General features: G+C 44.7%; 18 protein-coding genes and 1 riboswitch. Of the genes, 9 read left to right on the forward strand and 9 right to left on the reverse strand.

Annotation, left to right across the window (positions count from 1 at the left end):
• Nucleotides 1–113 precede the first annotated feature (113 nt).
• The 3 genes from rarD to JKJ11_RS16395 all read left to right on the forward strand — a co-directional run bounded on the left by rarD (nt 114) and on the right by JKJ11_RS16395 (nt 2,574).
• Nucleotides 114–1,025, forward strand: coding sequence for an EamA family transporter RarD (gene rarD, locus JKJ11_RS16385; protein WP_006074586.1), 912 nt, complete (start codon nt 114–116; stop codon nt 1,023–1,025).
• An 85-nt stretch (nt 1,026–1,110) separates the two neighbouring features.
• Entirely contained in the window at nt 1,111–1,902 is a 792-nt protein-coding gene (locus tag JKJ11_RS16390) for an AraC family transcriptional regulator (protein WP_252038554.1), read from the forward strand.
• A gap of 15 nt (nt 1,903–1,917) precedes the next feature.
• Complete coding sequence (locus JKJ11_RS16395) at nt 1,918–2,574, forward strand: LysE family translocator (RefSeq protein WP_006074589.1); 657 nt, start codon at nt 1,918–1,920, stop codon at nt 2,572–2,574.
• A 714-nt stretch (nt 2,575–3,288) separates the two neighbouring features.
• Here JKJ11_RS16395 and uvrD read toward each other — a convergent pair.
• A complete protein-coding gene (gene uvrD, locus JKJ11_RS16400; protein WP_086027642.1) occupies nt 3,289–5,463 on the reverse strand; it encodes a DNA helicase II in 2,175 nt (724 codons plus the stop codon).
• Nucleotides 5,464–5,719: 256 nt separating this feature from the next.
• On the opposite strand from uvrD, the gene JKJ11_RS16405 reads away from it, so the two are divergent.
• The 4 genes from JKJ11_RS16405 (at nt 5,720) to JKJ11_RS16420 (ending at nt 8,232) form a co-directional block, all read left to right on the forward strand.
• Nucleotides 5,720–5,980: a BufA1 family periplasmic bufferin-type metallophore gene (locus JKJ11_RS16405; RefSeq protein WP_006074592.1), complete on the forward strand. Its 261-nt coding sequence runs from the start codon at nt 5,720–5,722 to the stop codon at nt 5,978–5,980.
• A gap of 163 nt (nt 5,981–6,143) precedes the next feature.
• Complete coding sequence (gene bufB, locus JKJ11_RS16410) at nt 6,144–7,004, forward strand: MNIO family bufferin maturase (protein WP_062463576.1); 861 nt, start codon at nt 6,144–6,146, stop codon at nt 7,002–7,004.
• A gap of 2 nt (nt 7,005–7,006) precedes the next feature.
• Entirely contained in the window at nt 7,007–7,783 is a 777-nt protein-coding gene (locus JKJ11_RS16415; protein ID WP_252038556.1) for an HvfC/BufC N-terminal domain-containing protein, read from the forward strand.
• A complete protein-coding gene (locus JKJ11_RS16420; RefSeq protein WP_252038558.1) occupies nt 7,780–8,232 on the forward strand; it encodes a DoxX family protein in 453 nt (150 codons plus the stop codon). Before JKJ11_RS16415 ends, JKJ11_RS16420 begins: the two co-directional genes overlap by 4 nt.
• Nucleotides 8,233–8,292: 60 nt before the next feature.
• On the opposite strand, the gene tsrA is transcribed toward JKJ11_RS16420, so the two are convergent.
• On the reverse strand, nt 8,293–8,577 hold the full coding sequence (tsrA, locus tag JKJ11_RS16425; protein WP_006074597.1) for an H-NS-like global regulator TsrA: 285 nt from the start codon (nt 8,575–8,577) through the stop codon (nt 8,293–8,295).
• Nucleotides 8,578–8,668: 91 nt separating this feature from the next.
• Nucleotides 8,669–9,814 carry a multidrug effflux MFS transporter gene (locus JKJ11_RS16430; RefSeq protein WP_252039137.1) on the reverse strand — a complete coding sequence of 382 codons (1,146 nt, stop codon included), beginning with the start codon at nt 9,812–9,814 and terminating at the stop codon, nt 8,669–8,671.
• Between the two features lie 162 nt (nt 9,815–9,976).
• Between JKJ11_RS16430 and JKJ11_RS16435 the strand changes: the two genes are divergently transcribed.
• Complete coding sequence (locus tag JKJ11_RS16435) at nt 9,977–10,918, forward strand: LysR family transcriptional regulator (protein ID WP_252038559.1); 942 nt, start codon at nt 9,977–9,979, stop codon at nt 10,916–10,918.
• 145 nt (nt 10,919–11,063) lie between these two features.
• Nucleotides 11,064–12,857, forward strand: coding sequence for an aminopeptidase P family protein (locus JKJ11_RS16440; RefSeq protein WP_252038563.1), 1,794 nt, complete (start codon nt 11,064–11,066; stop codon nt 12,855–12,857).
• A gap of 80 nt (nt 12,858–12,937) precedes the next feature.
• Here the strand turns inward: JKJ11_RS16440 and thiH are convergent, their stop codons facing one another.
• The 6 genes from thiH to thiC are packed head-to-tail and all read right to left on the reverse strand — an operon-like array spanning nt 12,938 to nt 18,978.
• Nucleotides 12,938–14,050, reverse strand: coding sequence for a 2-iminoacetate synthase ThiH (gene thiH / locus JKJ11_RS16445; protein WP_236111949.1), 1,113 nt, complete (start codon nt 14,048–14,050; stop codon nt 12,938–12,940).
• Nucleotides 14,051–14,073: 23 nt separating this feature from the next.
• Nucleotides 14,074–14,841, reverse strand: a complete 768-nt coding sequence (locus JKJ11_RS16450) for a thiazole synthase (protein ID WP_107307584.1) — start codon at nt 14,839–14,841, stop codon at nt 14,074–14,076.
• 1 nt (nt 14,842) lies between these two features.
• Nucleotides 14,843–15,046 (reverse strand): sulfur carrier protein ThiS, encoded by a 204-nt coding sequence (gene thiS, locus JKJ11_RS16455; RefSeq protein WP_252038564.1) that lies wholly within the window; start codon nt 15,044–15,046, stop codon nt 14,843–14,845.
• Nucleotides 15,024–15,818, reverse strand: coding sequence for a HesA/MoeB/ThiF family protein (locus JKJ11_RS16460; RefSeq protein WP_006074606.1), 795 nt, complete (start codon nt 15,816–15,818; stop codon nt 15,024–15,026). The genes thiS and JKJ11_RS16460 overlap by 23 nt, the downstream gene beginning before the upstream one ends.
• Complete coding sequence (locus JKJ11_RS16465) at nt 15,805–17,040, reverse strand: thiamine phosphate synthase (RefSeq protein ID WP_252038565.1); 1,236 nt, start codon at nt 17,038–17,040, stop codon at nt 15,805–15,807. The genes JKJ11_RS16460 and JKJ11_RS16465 overlap by 14 nt, the downstream gene beginning before the upstream one ends.
• Nucleotides 17,041–17,055: 15 nt before the next feature.
• Nucleotides 17,056–18,978 carry a phosphomethylpyrimidine synthase ThiC gene (gene thiC, locus JKJ11_RS16470; RefSeq protein ID WP_124940448.1) on the reverse strand — a complete coding sequence of 641 codons (1,923 nt, stop codon included), beginning with the start codon at nt 18,976–18,978 and terminating at the stop codon, nt 17,056–17,058.
• 117 nt (nt 18,979–19,095) lie between these two features.
• Nucleotides 19,096–19,194: riboswitch (TPP riboswitch) on the reverse strand.
• Nucleotides 19,195–19,205: the final 11 nt, after the last annotated feature.

The following is a 19,205-nucleotide window of genomic DNA, read 5'->3' on the forward strand; positions in this document are numbered from 1 at the left end:
AATAAAAAACGTCCGCTAAACGCGCAATAATTAGTCCAATGGATGACAACACGTTATACTCAAGACCTTTCCTCCCTTTATGGCCTTCATGGCCCGCTCTTGAGAAAATTTGCATGTCACTAGAAGAACAACAAAAAGCCAAACAAGGCGTACTATTAGCGATCGGTGCCTATACCATGTGGGGTATTGCCCCTATTTACTTCAAAGCGCTGTCTGAAGTATCGCCGCTAGAGATTTTAAGTCACCGTGTTATTTGGTCGTTCTTTTTATTGACTGCACTACTGCATTTTGGCCGTCGTTGGCGCAGTGTGAGAGACGTATTTCGTTCTAAAAAAAAGATGGGCTATTTGATCACAACCGCTTTGCTCGTCGGTGTGAATTGGCTGATTTTTATTTGGGCGGTAAATGCAAACCACATGCTTGATGCTAGCCTTGGTTATTACATCAATCCATTGATTAATGTGATTCTAGGGATGTTGTTCTTAGGAGAGCGACTAAGAAAGCTACAGTGGTTTGCGGTCGCTCTGGCAACCATCGGAGTACTGATTCAACTTATTGCCTTTGGCTCGGTACCTATTGTTGCCCTTGCGCTAGCGATGAGCTTTGGTTTGTATGGTTTATTAAGGAAGAAGGTCAGTTTGGATGCACAGACGGGACTGTTTATCGAGACCTTAGTCATGCTGCCAGCTGCCGCAATTTATGTGTTGTTCATTGCCAGCACCCCAACCTCAAACATGTTGGCAAATCCAGCCACACTGAACATACTGTTGATTTCTGCCGGTATTGTGACCACACTGCCTTTGTTGTGTTTCACGGGTGCGGCGACACGTCTGAAGCTATCGACACTCGGCTTTTTCCAATACATCGGCCCTAGCTTGATGTTCTTGCTAGCCGTGCTGGTTTACGGTGAAGCGTTCACTTTAGACAAGGCGCTGACGTTCGGCTTTATTTGGGGTGCACTGGTCGTGTTCAGTTTTGATGGCATTAAAACCAGCCGAACCAACAAAAGAATTAACGCTCAGTAATCCTATAGGGTGTCCGTTTTTTACAAGACGCCTTATGTCTCTGAACGATAAACTGACACCATTGGATTGATATTAGGAGGTTATTTTGCAGCAGATTAGTTACCTGTCTTCGCCAATCCCTGATATCAATTTAATCAGTGGTTGTTACAAAGAGTTTGCGTTTCAGAAACACTATCATCTCGATTATCATTTTGGCTTGATCGTCAATGGCCAACAGCAATTTCATTTAAAAGGTCAAAGCTATACCAGTGGACCTGGAGACTTGGTATTGATGCCACCGGATGAATTGCACGATGGCCAAGCTCGCTTTGATGAAGGCTATGAAGTCAAAGTACTTGCTGTATCACCACACTGGTTATCACAACTCAAGCCCAGCAACCACCAAGGTCAATTGGGCTTTCACAGTCCAATTGTTCAAGAGCCAGTGCTGTTTCGTGCCTTACTTAACACCCACTTAGCGTTGAGTGATGAAAACATCAGCGCTCTCGCGCGTGATTGTTTACCGCATGAAAGCTTTGAGCAACTGCTTAATAGGCACGCTAAGCCTACTTGTGCTTATGTACAACCTATTGGTACTAAACAGCTAACGCAAGTTCGTGACTATGTGATGAGTCATCTTGACCAACCAATCCGTTTGGAGCAGTTGGCTAAAATGTGCGACCTCAGTGAAAGGCAATTCCAGCGCCTTTTTAAGCAAGCGACTGGTATGTCTCCACACGCTTGGTTAACTCGCCTTCGCTTAGAAAAAAGTATGGCGTTAGTTAAAGCTGGTCAGCCCTCCGCTCAAGTTGCATTGCAAACTGGCTTTTATGACCAAGCGCACTTTAGTAAGGCTTTTCGTAGCGTCTACGGCATTTCACCTTCCCATATCAACTAACAAGCTATATCCAACATGAACGAAATCACAATCCTGATGACACTGGCAACAGTTCATTTCATTGCCCTCATGAGTCCTGGCCCCGACTTTGCTTTAGTGGTACAAAATGCCACGCGGTTTGGTCGTCAGACTGGCTTCTACATCGCTTTGGGCTTGTCATTTGGCATCTTATTGCATTCCATCTTAAGTTTAACTGGTGTGAGCTATGTCGTTCACCAACACCCAACACTGTTTGCCATGGTCCAAATCGCAGGTGGTAGCTATCTGCTCTATCTGGGAATCGGTGCATTACGCTCTGTTGTCTCACGCTGGGGATTGCGCCACCAGCCAGCGGAGTTAGCTAACGATCCGAGTTTATTGCTATCGAGTCGACGACAAGCTTTCTCTCGAGGCTTTACAACCAATATCCTCAACCCTAAAGCCTTGGTGTTTTTTATTAGTTTGATGTCGACGTTGGTGCCATCTTCTATGTCGGTTCCAGGTAAATTGATGGCGTTAGCCATTCTATGGTCATTATCTCTTGCGTGGTTTTCGTTTTTAGCTTGGGCACTTTCGACAAAACGTATGCAACGTAAGTTAGGATCCGCCTCAATCTACATTGATGCTTTGTGTGGATTACTCTTTTCTGGCATTGGTTTGACGATCTTATTGCAGGTTCTGCTGTCGCTGTAAGAGCAACTTACTCCATTCGACACTCTTCGTGTAAGAGATCTCTCACAAAGCGGTAGGTCATTATCGCTTTGTACTCCAAGACTTAGACCAAGATTAACAATAAGTTATTGATTTTGAATAATTGTCGATTTTTCTCATTGATAAGATACGGGACTTTTTCGCCTCAACGCGATTGCTCTAAAGCGAGTATCATTTAATATTAACCATGTCGGAAGGAATCTGACACGGAACAGGAAACGCTCAGGGATTTGGGCATCTTCAGGAAGAAGATACGGTTATTCAGGATGAATGGTCGGCACGGAAAGCAAATTGGACATTGAATGGACGCAATAGTAACTAGGATAGTTACTACTAAGGAAAGACAATGGACACCTCTGGATGAGGCAAGGACTTAACATCAGGAAGATGTCAGGGACACCGCTCAGGGATCAAGTGAAGTGCGCTAACGAGGATTGTTAGCAGGTCAGGATAAGACCAATGGACACCGCTAGGAAGGCGACGAAAGGAATACGCTGAAGGAATACAGCACACTATCAAGGATTAGATGCATGGAGCACCTATAGTAGCCGGATTGCTGCGAGTAAGACCATAACCCCGCAGGGCGTAAGCCCTCGGGGTTTTTCTTTATCTGTATCCCAGATTAGAACTGAACTCGTAAAGCACGAATAAAAAAACAGCCTGAGCTGCTTTTTTAGTATTTGGATCATGGGGAACCTAAAGCTGTTCAAGCTTCGCATATTGAGTAACCAACCACTTAATCCCTTCGCCATTGAAGGCTACTTGAACTCGACTTTGCGGCCCACTACCTTCGAAGTTAATAATCGTTCCTTCGCCGAATTTCGGGTGCTTCACTCGCGCTCCTAAATTAAATCCGGTTTCATTGAAGTTGTTCTTCACCTCAGTTTGACTGAATCGCCCCGAGCTTGTTGGTCTGCTGACCTGTGCTTTCATTCGTACTTCTTGCAGACATGTTTCCGGCAGTTCACGAATAAATCGCGATGGCTTGTGGTATTTGTCTTGACCGTACAGGCGACGCATTTCTGCATAGGTTATAAAGAGTTTTTCCATCGCACGCGTCATGCCTACGTAACACAAGCGGCGCTCTTCCTCTAACCTGCCCGCTTCTTCTGCTGACATCTGACTTGGGAACATGCCTTCCTCTACCCCAACCATAAATACCATTGGGAACTCTAACCCTTTAGCACTGTGGAGCGTCATTAATTGCACTGCATCATCAAACTCATCTGCCTGACCTTCACCCGCTTCGAGGGCGGCGTGGGTTAGGAATGCGGTCAGTAATGTCATATCTTCAGCCTCTTCCGGCTTTTCGAATTGACGAGTTGCGGTAACCAGTTCCTCCAAGTTTTCAATACGTGCCTTGGATTTCTCACCTTTTTCCTGCTCATACATCAAGAACAAACCTGAGGTTTTGATAACATGGTCGGTTTGCTCATGCAGTGCCGATTCAAAGGTATCGTCTTCTAATGCATTAATAAGTTCGATGAAACGCGATAACGCTCCTGCTGCGCGCCCGGCAAATACCTTCTCTTCCAGCAATGCATTACTCGCTTCCCATAATGTCGCACCGCGATCTCGCGCAGCGAAACGAATGGTATCCAGCGTTTTATCTCCAAGGCCACGAGTTGGGGTATTTACGATACGTTCAAACGCTGCATCATCATTGCGGTTGGCAATCAATCGTAGGTAACCAAGTGCATCCTTGATTTCTTGACGCTCGAAGAATCGCATACCACCGTAAATTCGATACGGCAGTTGAGCTTGAATAAGCGCTTCTTCTAAAACACGAGACTGGGCGTTATTTCGATATAGCATCGCGCAGTCCGTTAGACTACCGCCTGTTTCCTGCCATTCTTTGATTTTATTGACCGCAAAACGCGCTTCATCTAGCTCATTGTAAGCAGAGTAAACGGAGATTTTTTCGCCTTCATTACCGTCCGTCCACAGCTCTTTACCCATACGCTCTGTGTTATTGGCGATCAGTTCATTGGCAGCTTCGAGAATGGTCTTAGTTGAGCGATAATTCTGCTCGAGACGAATGGTTGTCGCGCCCAAATATTCATCGAGGAATTTCTGGATGTTCTCGACTTTAGCGCCGCGCCAGCCATAAATAGATTGGTCATCATCACCAACAATCATCACCTTACAATCAGGGCCCGTCATCATTCGTAGCCAAGCATATTGAATGTTGTTGGTGTCTTGGAACTCATCCACCAAAATGTGTTTAAAGCGAGCTTGATAGTGCTCGCGAACAAACTTGTTGTCACGTAGTAGCTCATGAGCGCGCAGCAAGATTTCGGCAAAATCCACCAGCCCTGCTCGGTCGCACGCTTCTTGATAGGCGGTATATATTTGCAAATAGGTCTTCGTTACAGGATCTTGATAGCTATCAATGTGTTGAGGCCTCAAACCTTCATCTTTCTTACCATTAATCCACCATGCAGCCTGACGTGCTGGCCACTGTTTCTCATCTAGATTCTGAGCTTTTATCAATCGCTTCAGTAGGCGTTGCTGGTCATCAGAGTCTAGAATTTGAAAATCTTCTGGCAGCTTCGCATCAAGATAATGAGCGCGCAGTATACGATGGCAAATACCATGGAAAGTACCATTCCACATCCCCGACGAACTGCCCATCATCAACTCTTCGATTCGCCCTCTCATCTCTGCAGCAGCTTTATTGGTGAAGGTCACTGACATGATGGAGAACGGAGAGGCATTTTCCACCGACATTAACCAAGCGATACGGTGAACAAGTACGCGTGTTTTGCCACTACCAGCACCAGCTAGCACCAACATATGCTCTAAAGGAGCTGCAACAGCTTCACGTTGTTTGTCATTAAGGCCGTCGAGAAGAAGAGATGGATCCATGATACTTAGCTACTGGTTATTTATACATATCGATTGATTATAACTCAAACAGTGTTCTGGTTTCAGAAAAATATCAGTTTTTTTATTTTGATTTAAATTCTTTAAAATCAAGTAAATAAAATAATATTTAACACTTTTTTAAATATTTTGTGAATAAATTGAAAGATTTTCGAAGCCCTTCCTATCCTATTGAATAAGCAAGTCGCAACTAAGCGCTTGTGAAAAGAAACCACAAGGATCAAGTCTCGAGGAAGTTACTATGAAAACTACAAATCTAGCTATCACTGCTGCAGTTACCGGTCTAATCGCTCTAGGTGGCACTATGCTTACTGCCGCTCCAGCTCATGCTGCAGAAAAAGAGAAATGCTACGGCGTATCAAAGGCAGGTAAAAATGACTGTGCTACAAAAACAAGCTCATGTGCTGGTACAGCCAAAGAAGATAATCAAAAAGACGCGTTTGTCGTGGTACCAAAAGGGCTATGTGGCAAGCTTACAGGTGGTAGTACTGAATCTGCATAGAAAGCCTCCAAAGCCGAAAGCAATACTGCTTGCAGCTTAGCTTATTTGTAACTTTGTTTGTTCATCCATTTTCAAGTTACAAGCTACACGAAGGGGCGTCATCGAGCGCCCTTTCACTTTTCTACAGCTTACTCACAATACGCAACAGATCAGGGAGATCACAATGGATCGAAGTCAGGCATTTCAATTAGTCGGTGTGGGTCTACGTACACCTCACCTCGACTACTTCGAACACAATGCTAATCAAGTTGGTTGGTTAGAGATTCATAGTGAGAATTACTTCCAAACAAACAGCACGGAGTATCAGCAGTTATTGGCAATTCGAGAACAGGTAGAGATAAGCTGTCATGGTATTGGCTTGTCACTCGGCTCTACCAGTAAAGTTAACCAATCGCATTTACTGTCACTCCAACAATTAATCCGTGAAATCCAGCCGTTCGTTGTTTCCGATCATCTAAGTTGGAGTGAGCATGGTGGTCACTATTTCAATGACCTATTACCTCTGCCTTACACTGAAGAAGCATTACAACTTTTTTGTCGTAATGTACAGCAGGTTCAAGACGCCATTCAACGCCCACTGTTAATTGAGAATCCGTCTAGTTATCTTCGTTTCAATCATTCGACGATTCCCGAGTGGGAATTTCTGGCGGAAGTACAGCGGCAAACAGATTGTCGTTTATTACTCGATCTAAACAATGTGCACGTCTCCTGCTTCAACCATCAGTACGATACTAATCAGTACTTGGCGGCCATTGACCCTGCCACTGTCGACGAAATTCATCTAGCCGGATTTACTCGTAAGCAATTAGAACAAGGAGAGATTTGGATTGACACACACAGCGCCCGAGTATCCGATGAGGTTTGGCAGCTCTATAAAGACTGGAATCGTATTAATACACCAGTTCCAACCTTGATCGAATGGGATTTAGACATCCCTGCTCCGCAAGTTCTATTAGAAGAAGCCAATAAAGCCATCGACATCTTACTTGAAGTTCCCCTTACTCAAACGCTAAGGAGTGCATAACAATGACGCTTAACGAGCTCCAACAGCGATTCAGTCAGGCACTCCTCTATCAAAGCACCGGAGAGGACTGTGACATTTTATCCGATCATTTTACCGCGATTGATCGAGTCCAGATCTACCGAAATAACTTTGTTGTTAGCTTATCTGAGGTACTAGCAGCTTGCTATCCTATAACACGCCAACTGGTTGGTGATGAGTGTTTTGATTCGATGGCAAAGCACCATATTACTCAACATCCTCCGCGCTCCGGTAATGTTATGAGTTATGGAGCCGGGTTTGCTGACTCTGTGAGCCAACTTGAAAACATCACGCTTGCTGTGCCATATCTGCTGGATGTGATGGCGATTGAATGGTCATTAGACGAACAGCAAAGAGCACAAGACGTTACTTTAAAAGAAGGTCTGGAACCTATCATCAATTTGGCGTCCGTGCCAGAAAGTCAACATTCAGACTTAGTGTTTCATGTGAAACCTTCTAGTCACTTAATCCACTCGAATTATGCCATCGGTAGTCTTTTCCAAGCAGTAAAAGACAACGAATTCGATAACTTAGACATTAACCAAGCCGAAACGCTACTCATGGTTAAACGAGGTTCTGCTCAACCAACGCTGCACATTCTGAATGATCAACTTCAACAGCTATGGGTCGAGATAAGCCATGGCAATCCATTAAAGCGAATAAATCCCGCTCTACTATCTGAACTACCAAACTTGCTTACGTGGGACGTTGTAGCCGGGTTCACTCTATTCAACGAAAGCAATCCAAGGAGTATGTTATGAATACGAAAGTAACACACTGGCTCACGACTTATGACAACCTTATCGACGCGCTACAACGCGGTTTTGTTCCCTTACTATTAGTATTTTGTCGGCTTTGGGTATCATGGGTGTTTTTTAATTCGGGACTCACCAAGATTGCTTCCTGGGACAGTACTCTCTACTTGTTTGAGTATGAGTATCAAGTTCCCCTTATTCCTTGGGAGCTAGCGGCTTATATGGGAACAGCAGCAGAATTGGTGTTACCTGTCTTCATGGTTCTCGGTTTGTTTACCCGCCCAATGGCAGCAATATTATTTGTGTTTAATATCATTGCGGTTGTTTCTTACCCGCTACTTTGGGAAAAAGGCTTTTATGATCATCAATTATGGGGACTAATGACCTTGATAGTTGTCGTTTGGGGACCGGGACCAATATCTGCAGATAAACTTATCCGCTCTAAATTCAATTAGCATTAATAAGAATGGAAAAAATAACCCCGCTTAGATAAGCGGGGTTATTTGAGATGTGATTTATTTATTCGCCAGAAACTCTTTAAGTTCTTCTGCGGAAATACCTTGGTCAGAAAGTTCTTTCGCTAATAACTGAACTTGTTCACCTTTGCGAGACTCAATGACTCTCTGAAATTGATACACGATATCACGCAACATGTGGATTGGTACTTGTTTAGCGGCACTGCGGATGCGCTCTTCGCTCTGATTGCCTAGTTCATTAAGCAATTTACCAAACATGATTTTTTCTGGAGACTCTTCCATCTGCTCGAGAATGCGAGCCATTTCGTAAGTTGTCAAAGACATTACTGCGTTTATCCAGTTAATAATTAATACGGTGTGTTTATTGCTAAATATACACCTGTTTCTTTAATTGGAAAACAAAATCGTTTTTTAATTAGCCGATTTTTACAGTTTGATGCCAACCTTTGCCAACTTTCGATCTTAGGATAAATAACGCAGGCAACACTAACCACATTTGCATTGCGATCATATACGGCGCATCAAGACCAGCTCTTTGCATCGTCCCCACGAGTAATCCAGAGCCACTCATTTGAAACAGCCCCAACAATGCTGCAGCTGTACCTGCTTTATCTCCAAATGGTGCCAACGCTTTACCTGCGGAAGCTCCTAGAATCAACGCGAAGCCAATTGACGACATAATCACAGGAAGCATAAATGATGCAGGTGTTGCAAAACGTGCACCCCACGCCATTAACCCACCAGCAACTAATAGTGTGGTAATACCTAATTGTAGTGTTTTGTGAGTACCTATATTATCCATAATCTTAGGCGCTAGCATACATGCCGCAATGTTAAAGACCGCATTCAGACCAAACCAGTAGGTAAACTCATTCATCGTTAGTCCCATCTTGTCCATCAGAACCACTGGGGCTGAGGTGACATAAGCTAAGATAACACCCATGGCTAATAAGCATAACGACGCATGGAAAACGAACGTCGGAGTTCGCAGTACATCGATGTAGCGCGACAGCGCAAAGTACTGCTGTCCTTCTTGTTTAGGGTTGGTCTCCCGCATGTTGAATAGCACTAAAACACCAACGAACAGCGCGAAGCCGGCCATAAAGCTAAAGTTAGCACGCCAGCCATATTGTTGGGTTAGGTAACTGCCCAAGATCGGTGCTAACGCAGGAATAAAGCAGATAGCGCCATTAAGATAACTGATCACCTTGCCGCTTTTCTCTGGCCCATACATGTCGCGAACGGTTGCAAAGGCTGCCACAGATGTCGCGCACGCACCTAAGCCTTGCAGCAACCTAGCAGCAAGCATCCAATCAATTGATTGAGCCGCCCACGCCAAGCAAGCACTCAATCCATAGATAGCTATACCGCCGAGAGCAACCGTTCGACGTCCAAGTTTATCCGCAAGCGGACCTGCAAACACTTGTCCTACACCCATAGCAAATAGGAACCACGTAATCGTATCTTGCGCTAACGTATGCTCTACATCGAAAGCCGTAGAGATTTGTGTTAGCGCTGGAAGATAAATATCGATAGCCAGTGGGCTAAAGAATACCAGCATAACTAACGCTGCGATTTGGATTTTTGACGGTGCCGTTTGCAAGGTATTTGCCTCTTACAGATAAGATAACTTTAGATTGTTTGCGCAGAGTTTAGTCTTGTTATGATATGAACAGAAATGGTTTATACTCATTAGTATTATTCCCAATAGGAATGTCTTAACATGAACCTCGAAAAGCTGAGCCGAATTGATCTTAACTTATTGTTGTGTCTGAATGTGTTGCTTGAAGAATGTAACGTGACTCGCGCTGCGAACCGCTTATGCCTAAGTCAATCGGCCGTTAGTAAATCACTTGCCAAACTCAGAGTGCTTTTCGACGACCCATTATTTACTCGCCATGCACATGGTCTGGTACCTACACCACGGGCATTGCAGCTCAAACCTAAGCTCGAAGTTCTAGTGACTCATATGCAATCGATAACTGAACCACCCGAATTCTCGCCCACTACCAGTGAATATCGATTCCATATTGCGGCGGTAGAAAGCGTTTATCCGCTTATTATGCCGCACTTCTTACCAGCTATTTTTGGACAAGGACCAAACCTCAGCATTAGCACCCACTCTTGGACTGAGCTGACGTTTGAGAGAATGCAAAAAGGTGAACTTGATTTAGGGATTACAGGTAAAGACATCGATATTAGAGATGCAGTTCGAACCATGTATCCACCTGATGATATCCAAGAGCTTGAAGTGTATCGTGACAACCAAATGTGTTTAGTCCGCGCAAATCACCCTGTGCTGTCTAAGACTTGGAATTTGGAAACCTATTTGTCGCTTCGCCATGTACAAGTTCGTTGTGATGGAAGTGATCGATGGTTATTAGACTACAAACTCTCAGATATGGGCAGAGAGCGCGATATCGCCATCACCGTTCCTGACTTCAATAATGCCGCAGCACTTTGTAGTTACACCGACTTCGTTTTTACCGCACCTCGACACTTCGTACACCTAGTCGCGGAACAGATGGGGCTTACCGTGCTTCCTTTACCTTTAGAGTTTCCTCCGATGGCGTACACACTCTTTTGGCATAAGGACAGAAATCGCGATCCCGCGTTAACTTGGCTGATTGATATTATCCGTCAGAAGACATTACACCTGAGATAACCCGTATAACCTTTAACGTCGGGTTGCGATTGTTGGAACCTTATTTCGCGGCCATCGGAATCGATTGTATATGGGCGCCAAAAGCGCTAGCTTATAGGGCAAATACTACCAGGTGACTTGTTTCGCCATGATGAAGGAATAACAGATGCAGGAACAAATTTCTCGCCGAGTTGAGCTGGTTCAAGCTTGGCTCGTTGCAAACGATCTTGATGCGTTTATCGTCGCACACGAAGACGAGTACTTGGGCGAATATGTACCCGCTCATAATGAGCGTCTACATTGGCTAACACAGTTTACTGGTTCAGCAGGCGCTGCTGTTGTGACTCGCGAAAATGCGGCCATTTTTGTCGATGGCCGTTATACGGTGCAAGTAAGAAAACAAGTACCTGATGGTATTTTTGAATACTGCCACCTCATTGAGCAACCACCAACTAAATGGGTAACCGAGACACTTCCTGTCGGTTCTCGTATTGGTATAGACCCACGCATGCACCGTGGCAGCTGGTATCAAGGTGCCTTAGTTCAATTGGGTAGTAAGTTCGAACTGGTCGCAACAGAACAAAACCCAATCGACATTAATTGGAGCGATCGTCCAAAACCTCAGCTAAGCCAAGTTCGTTTAATGCCTATTGAGAAAGTAGGACAAAGTAGTCAAGACAAGCGTACAGCTCTAGGGCAATCACTAGTGGCCTCTGACGCTGATGCCGCTATCATTACTGAATTGGATTCGATTTGCTGGCTTCTGAACGTACGTGGGCTTGATGTATCTCGTCTGCCAGTCTTACTGGCGCATGCCATCCTCTACTCCGATGGCTCAACAAAGTTCTTCATTGATGAGTCACGAATTGACGACCGTGCGGCATTCGACGTTCACGTAGGCAACGGAGTTGAAGTATGTAGCCCTAGCGATTTAGAGCGAGCTCTTGAGGCTCTATCTGGCAAAAAAGTCACCTTGGACCCAGCAACCAGTAATGCTTGGTTCCAACTAAAGCTTGAGGCTTTCGGAGCGAAACAGTTACAACTTGCCGACCCTTGTCTAATGCCAAAAGCGGCTAAAAATGATGTAGAAATCGAAGGAATGAAAGCTTGTCACATCCGAGATGGTGCTGCGATGGTTAAGTTCCTCTCTTGGTTGGACAAAGAAGTGGCTAGCGGAAATCTCTATGATGAAGCTATTCTCTCCGATAAGTTAGAATCATTCCGTCAACTCGATAGCTCACTCGTAGACCTTAGCTTTGACACGATTTCCGCCTCTGCAGGAAATGCAGCGATGTGTCACTACAACCATGAAAATCAAGAAGTCCCTGGTGCGATTATTAAAGATACTCTATATCTGGTTGACTCAGGTGGCCAGTATCTTGATGGTACTACCGATATCACAAGAACAATCGCTATTGGTTCGCCTTCAGAAGAAATGAAGCGCCAGTTTACATTGGTGCTGAAAGGTCATATTGCTCTTGCATCCGCCCTATTCCCCAACGGCACCTGTGGTCACCAGTTAGATGTTTTAGCTCGTCAGCATTTGTGGGCAAATGGTTTTGACTATGATCACGGCACTGGCCATGGTGTTGGACATTTCTTAAGTGTTCATGAAGGACCACAACGCATTGCTAAAGCAGTGAATAACACTCCACTCATTGCCGGTATGGTACTGTCAAACGAACCTGGGTACTATCGCGCTGATGAGTTTGGCATCCGTATTGAGAATTTGGAACTGGTTATCGAGAAGTCGACACAAGGTGATGCTAGCATGCTTGGTTTTGATTCGTTGACTCGTTGCCCTATCGATAAGCGAAATATCGTTAGCTCATTGTTAACGGATGAAGAAATCAACTGGCTGGATTCGTATCACCGTAAAGTGTTTGATGAGGTAGCGCCACTTGTTGAAGGTGAGCCGCTTGATTGGTTAGAGCAAGCCTGCGCACCGCTTGTTCGCTAGCTTACCCGAGAGATTAAAAAGGAGCTGTTTAACAGCTCCTTTTTTTGTTTCACGTGAAACACTTCATAGACTATACCGGTTTATCCTGAATAGGATTGGTGCCAATCTTTCCAAACCGGTTCCATTCCAACTTGCTTGACAGACTCAGCAACAAGACGAGCGCTACGTTCATCACTAATAGCAAACTGTTCAAGCTCTTCTTCTTCATTAGCGTAACCACCAGGCTGTGTTTTTGATGCCGCACTGATACTGGTGATTCCTAGTGGATAAACATGGTCTCGAAAAGTTGGAGATTCACGTGTAGACAGAGAAAGTTCAACTTCATTGTTAAACAATCTATAAGCACATATTAGTTGCACTAACTGTTTATCTGTCATTACAGATTTTGGTTGCAACGCACCTTCACAGGGTCTTAGTCTTGGAAAAGAGATAGAGTAACGAGACTTCCAATAACGGCCTTCTAGGTACTGTAAGTGCGCTGCTACAAAAAAGCAGTCCGTGCGCCACTCTTCTAAGCCGATCAACGAGCCAATACCAATCTTATCGATACCTGCTTTCGCTAATCTATCAGGTGTATCTAACCGATAATCAAAATCCATCTTGTTGCCACGCAAATGATGTTCGGCATAGGTTCTGCGATTATAGGTTTCTTGATACACCATAACCGCATCCAAACCACTATGCTTTAGCTCAGCATACTCATTTTGGTCCAAAGGTTGAACTTCCATTGCTAGGTAGCTGAAGTGCTTTTTGATTGCTGGAAGAACTTGCTTGAAATACTTCATCCCTACTTTGTTTTCATGCTCTCCCGTTACCAATAGAATATTGTCAAATCCCATAGATTTAATCACATTGCATTCAGCATTGATTTCCTCTTCAGAGAGTGTCTTACGTTTGATACGGTTTTCCATTGAGAAACCGCAATAGGTACAAGCATTGGCACAGAGATTAGACAGGTACAATGGAATGTACATCGACATGGTATGTCCAAAACGCTTACGAGTGAGCGCAAAAGAGCGCTGCGCTAATTGCTCTAAGTACGGCTCTGCCGCCGGAGAAACTAACGCCTTAAAGTCTTCAAGATCTAACTTGGTTTTACTCAAAGCACGCTGAACGTCTCTTTCTGTTTTCGAGTATATTGATAGACGAACGTCGTCCCAGTTGTACTTAGCGTGTTCCTCAACAAAACTCATCGTTTCACCTTTATCTATCAAGCTCACATTGAATCAAGAAAAGCGGTTAGCGGGCTGGATGCCACCGCGTGGTTTACCGTTCCTGCTAGGCCACTTTCATAGGCCAAGCGCCCAGATTCGACTGCGAGCTTAAATGCACGAGCCATTTGAACTGGATCTGCCGCCGCGGCAATCGCTGTATTCACCAACACAGCGTCTGCGCCCATTTCCATTGCCAACGCAGCATGAGAAGGCGCGCCGATTCCGGCATCAACTACCACTGGTACGTTAGCCTGCTCGATTATAATTTCTAAGAAATCACGACTTACCAAACCTTTGTTACTACCAATGGGTGCTCCCAAAGGCATCACCGCGGCACAACCCACTTCTTCTAGATGCTTGCATAACGTAGGATCTGAGTGGCAGTAAGGAAGCACAACAAACCCGTCTTTTACTAATTGCTCCGCCGCCTTCAAGGTCTCAATAGGATCTGGTAGCAAGTATTTTGGGTCTGGATGAATTTCAAGTTTCAGCCAATTTGTGCCTAACGCTTCGCGCGCTAAGTGCGCAGCAAAGACGGCATCTTTTGCGTTCTTCGCCCCAGATGTATTAGGTAATAGGTTTACATTATTACCAATAAGTGGACTTAGGATGTCGTCATCTTGTTGGTTTAGGTCAACACGTTTAAGTGCCATGGTTGCCAACTCTGACTGACTTTCAGCAATAGCTGCAATCATGAGTGACTTATCGGCGAACTTTCCCGTTCCAGTAAACAAACGTGAGTTAAAGGTCTTTCCTGCGATAGTGAGCATATTAGCCTCCTGCGATAGCTTGGAAAATATTGATGGACATGTTGGATTTGACTGTGAAATCCGACCATTTGGCTCTTGGTATAATTTCATCGTCTACTGCTACCGCGCAGCCTTGCGTTTCAATATCTAGCTCTTTAAGTACGCTAATGAGGTTAAGCTCGTGAGAGGTTTCTTTCGGTACGTTATTTACGGTAAATTGGATCATTTTTGATTCCTGTTGTTATCTTCGAATCACGGCAAACCGAACACGTCTCATCATGAGAAATCTTAAGAGACTGCCACTGTCCAGTTAAGCCATCAAATAGCTTCAATTCAGGGTGACTGCTGTTACCTAAGTCTGTAATGACCTTTAGCGCCTCTAAAGCTTGATAGACGCCCATCATCCCCACTACTGGTCCCATTACACTCGACTCAGAACATTTCATTGCCCTATCAAGTTCTTCGAATGGATAGAGGCAGTGATAACAAGGTGTGGCTAGTTTAGAGAACTGAAATACCGCCAATTGACCGCTCCAACCTATCGCGGCGGCAGTCACTAGAGCTTTGCGATTCTCAACACAGGCTTTGTTTATTGCCTGCCGAGTTTCTATATTGTCAGTACAGTCAATCACAACATCTGCCAAGGACACCTCGAGCGCTAATTGGCTACCGTGCAAACGGCGCTTAATGGTCCTAACATTAATGTCTGAGTTTTGTGCCTTGAGAAAATCAGCCAGAGTTTTTACTTTGGATTGCCCAACCTCATTTGAACGATAGGTAATTTGTCTCGGTAAGTTCGACAGCTCGATATCATCATCATCAGCGATAACGATTCTTCCTACTCCCGCTCCAGCTATATACATGCTTGCTGCTGTTCCTAATCCACCACACCCAACAATTAGTACATGACTTTCACAAATCGCCGCTTGGCCGTTTTCACCGACATTGGGCAAGCTCAACTGCCTTAGATATTGTTGAAACTGTTTATCGGAGACCATCACGCTCTCCTGCCATTATTAGTGAGAACTCATCGATAACGTGCTGAGTATCAGCCGCTAATGTTAACGCTCTCACTACCGCTAGGCTGGTAACGCCACAATCCCAAACAGGTTTAGCGGTTTGCAGATCAATACCGCCAATAGCAACTGTCGGGTAACCAAGCTTCTCTCCATATTGAATAGAGTCGATCAATTGCTGATACAGAGCGAGTCGTACCAACCCCTGAGGTCTTGATGGCATGACTTTAGTGGTTGTCGGAAAGATGTGACCTAATGCGATGTAGCTGGGATGAATTTGGACCACTCGAAGCAGTTCATAATAGCCATGGGTAGAAAGACCAAGCGCGATATTGTTGGATGCCAACAAGGTAAGGTCTGCAGTCTCTATATCTTCTTGACCTAGATGTACACCAAAGGCGCCATACTCAATAGCCAATTGCCAGTAGTCATTGATAAATACTTGCGCGTCATACTGCTCACCCAATTGAATAGCTTTCTGAATCTGCTGAGCAAGATTAGGGTAATCAGGGTCTTTGATTCTTAATTGAATCGTCTTTATACCTTGTTTCAGTAAGCGCTCAATCCGCTCTACGTTATCAACAACCGGGTACAGCCCAAGACTGCTTTTAGATAACGTCGGAAATACGGATGTGGAGGCTCTCACTGCCCATCCCACTTTAATAGCTAGATGAGAGTTTTCTATCACCGGAGTGAAGAACTGCTCCCTTGTTGATGGCCATGTTTCACGTGAAACACTTCCTGCTCTAGCTAACATAACAGCATCTTCAAGAGGAAAATCCAACACAATAGAGACAATAAACCAAGCAAAGTGCTCTTGAGCATCAGTTAACGATAGCGCTCCCGATGACGCCTTAATCACCTCTTCACGACAAGACCATATATCCTTGCGTTCAAACTCCGAATGAACATCAATATAAACGTCTCCAAGCGTCATTGACTGTATCACCTTGGGGAAATCGCTTTCTACAAAACCATGGTGATAGTGAAGTCGATAGTCCGCCTCATTATTCATTTGCACTGATAGCAGATCAGAACTGATGATTTGGCGACGTTCAGAGTCATCAATGTGAATAACATCCGACTCTTTGACTTCTGATATCTGAATATCGTCAATATCAAAGCCTACACTCTGCGCTAACAACAGAACATGACGAACGCGTTCAATAAGATCTTGATGATTAGATGGGATTAAAAGTGTCAACGGAAGCTCCTTCGCTTACTCTTCAGTTACGGCTGGATGATAAAGTTCGGCGCCCGTAGCTCTGAACTCTTTAGATTTTTGACGCATACCTTCCAATGGATCATCAATCAATTTGATGTCGATGCTCTCAACCCCTTGCTGCTCTTTGGCGTATTCTCTAACTTCTTGAGATATTTTCATTGAGCAGAATTTAGGTCCGCACATAGAACAAAAGTGAGCGACTTTTCCGGACTCCTGAGGGAGAGTCTCATCGTGAAATTGACGCGCGGTATCAGGGTCTAATGACAAGTTAAACTGGTCTTCCCAACGGAACTCAAAACGAGCCTTTGACAAAGCGTTGTCTCGAATTTGTGCACCAGGATGCCCTTTAGCTAAGTCGGCAGCGTGAGCGGCGAGCTTATAGGTGATAAGCCCCGTTTTTACATCGTCTTTGTTTGGTAGACCGAGGTGTTCTTTGGGAGTGACGTAGCACAGCATAGCGCACCCGTACCAGCCAATCATAGCCGCACCAATACCTGACGTAATGTGGTCATATCCTGGTGCAATATCTGTTGTGAGTGGACCCAACGTGTAGAATGGTGCTTCGTGACAATGCTCCAGTTGCTCTTCCATATTCTCTTTGATCATATGCATTGGAACATGGCCTGGACCTTCAATAATTACTTGTACATCGTGTTCCCAAGCAATTTTAGTGAGTTTCCCAAGTGTGCGTAATTCGGCAAACTGAGCTTCATCATTGGCATCCGCAATAGAGCCAGGGCGTAAGCCATCTCCTAAGGAAAGAGCCACGTCATAGCGTGCACATATCTCACAGATTTCTTTGAAGTTGGTATAGAGGAAACTCTCCTCGTGGTGGGCAAGACACCACTTAGCAATAATGGATCCGCCGCGAGATACGATTCCAGTAACACGTTTAGCAGTCATCGGAATATGACTCAGAAGTAAGCCAGCATGTATAGTAAAGTAGTCAACGCCCTGCTCTGCTTGCTCGATAAGCGTATCACGCATAACTTCCCAAGTAAGATTTTCAGCAACCCCATTCACCTTCTCTAAGGCTTGATACATAGGAACCGTACCAATTGGCACTGGGCTATTTCTTAATATCCACTCTCTGGTTTCGTGGATATTACGGCCCGTCGACAAATCCATTACCGTATCGGCTCCCCAACGAGTACCCCAAACAAGTTTTTCTACTTCTTCTTCAATCGATGAAGTTACTGATGAATTGCCGATATTGGCATTAACCTTCACCAAGAAATTGCGTCCAATGATCATTGGCTCTGACTCGGGGTGGTTAATATTGGAAGGAATGATCGCGCGCCCTTCAGCGACCTCTTTTCGAACGAATTCTGGCGTAATCTCTTTAGGTAGGTTAGCACCAAAGTGCTGACCCGGATGCTGCTGGGTGAGCATTTCATCATTGAGTTTTTGACGTCCCATATTCTCGCGTATCGCGATGTATTCCATTTCAGGGGTAATGATGCCTTTCCTAGCATAATGGAGCTGAGTAACACATGCGCCCTCTACACCTCGTCGGATACGGGGAAGCTGGCCATAGCGAAGCTCATCAAGCGTCTCATCCTCAAGTCTCTCTTTGGCAAATTCAGAGCTCACACCGGCTAATACTTCCGTATCAGAACGTTCATCAATCCATTGTTCTCTTAACTTTGGTAGGCCTGAATAGAGGTCAATATGGTGGTTTGGATCGGTATAAACACCGGACGTGTCATAGACATGAATAGGTTCGTTGGGAACATAGATAGGATTATCTTGACTGCCTCCTATTAGGCTATCGGCCAACGATATCTCGCGCATAGGGACTTGTATGTCACTGCGGCTACCTTGAATATAGGTCTTCTGAGAGTTTGGATAGGGAGTCACCGATAGCGTATCGATGAAGTTTTTTGCTTCCAGTCTGCTTTGCTTACGTGTCGACATAGCATTTCCTTATATATCATATAGTTATAAAAGATAAATGCTTGACGGATGTATGAGTACAAGAGGTATCAACCACAATAGCTTGCGCTATTTGATAAATAAAAGAGGGAGGGTTTCCATTTTATTTCTCCTGTTCCCTTCGCTGGTACTAACCAGATCAGGTTCAACGGATCCCGAATTAACGGTCTCAGCCCTAAGGCACTCCGACAAGTATTGAAGCGATTATA

The organism is Vibrio sp. SCSIO 43133, from assembly GCF_023716845.1.
GTDB classification, from domain to species: Bacteria; Pseudomonadota; Gammaproteobacteria; order Enterobacterales; family Vibrionaceae; genus Vibrio; species Vibrio mediterranei.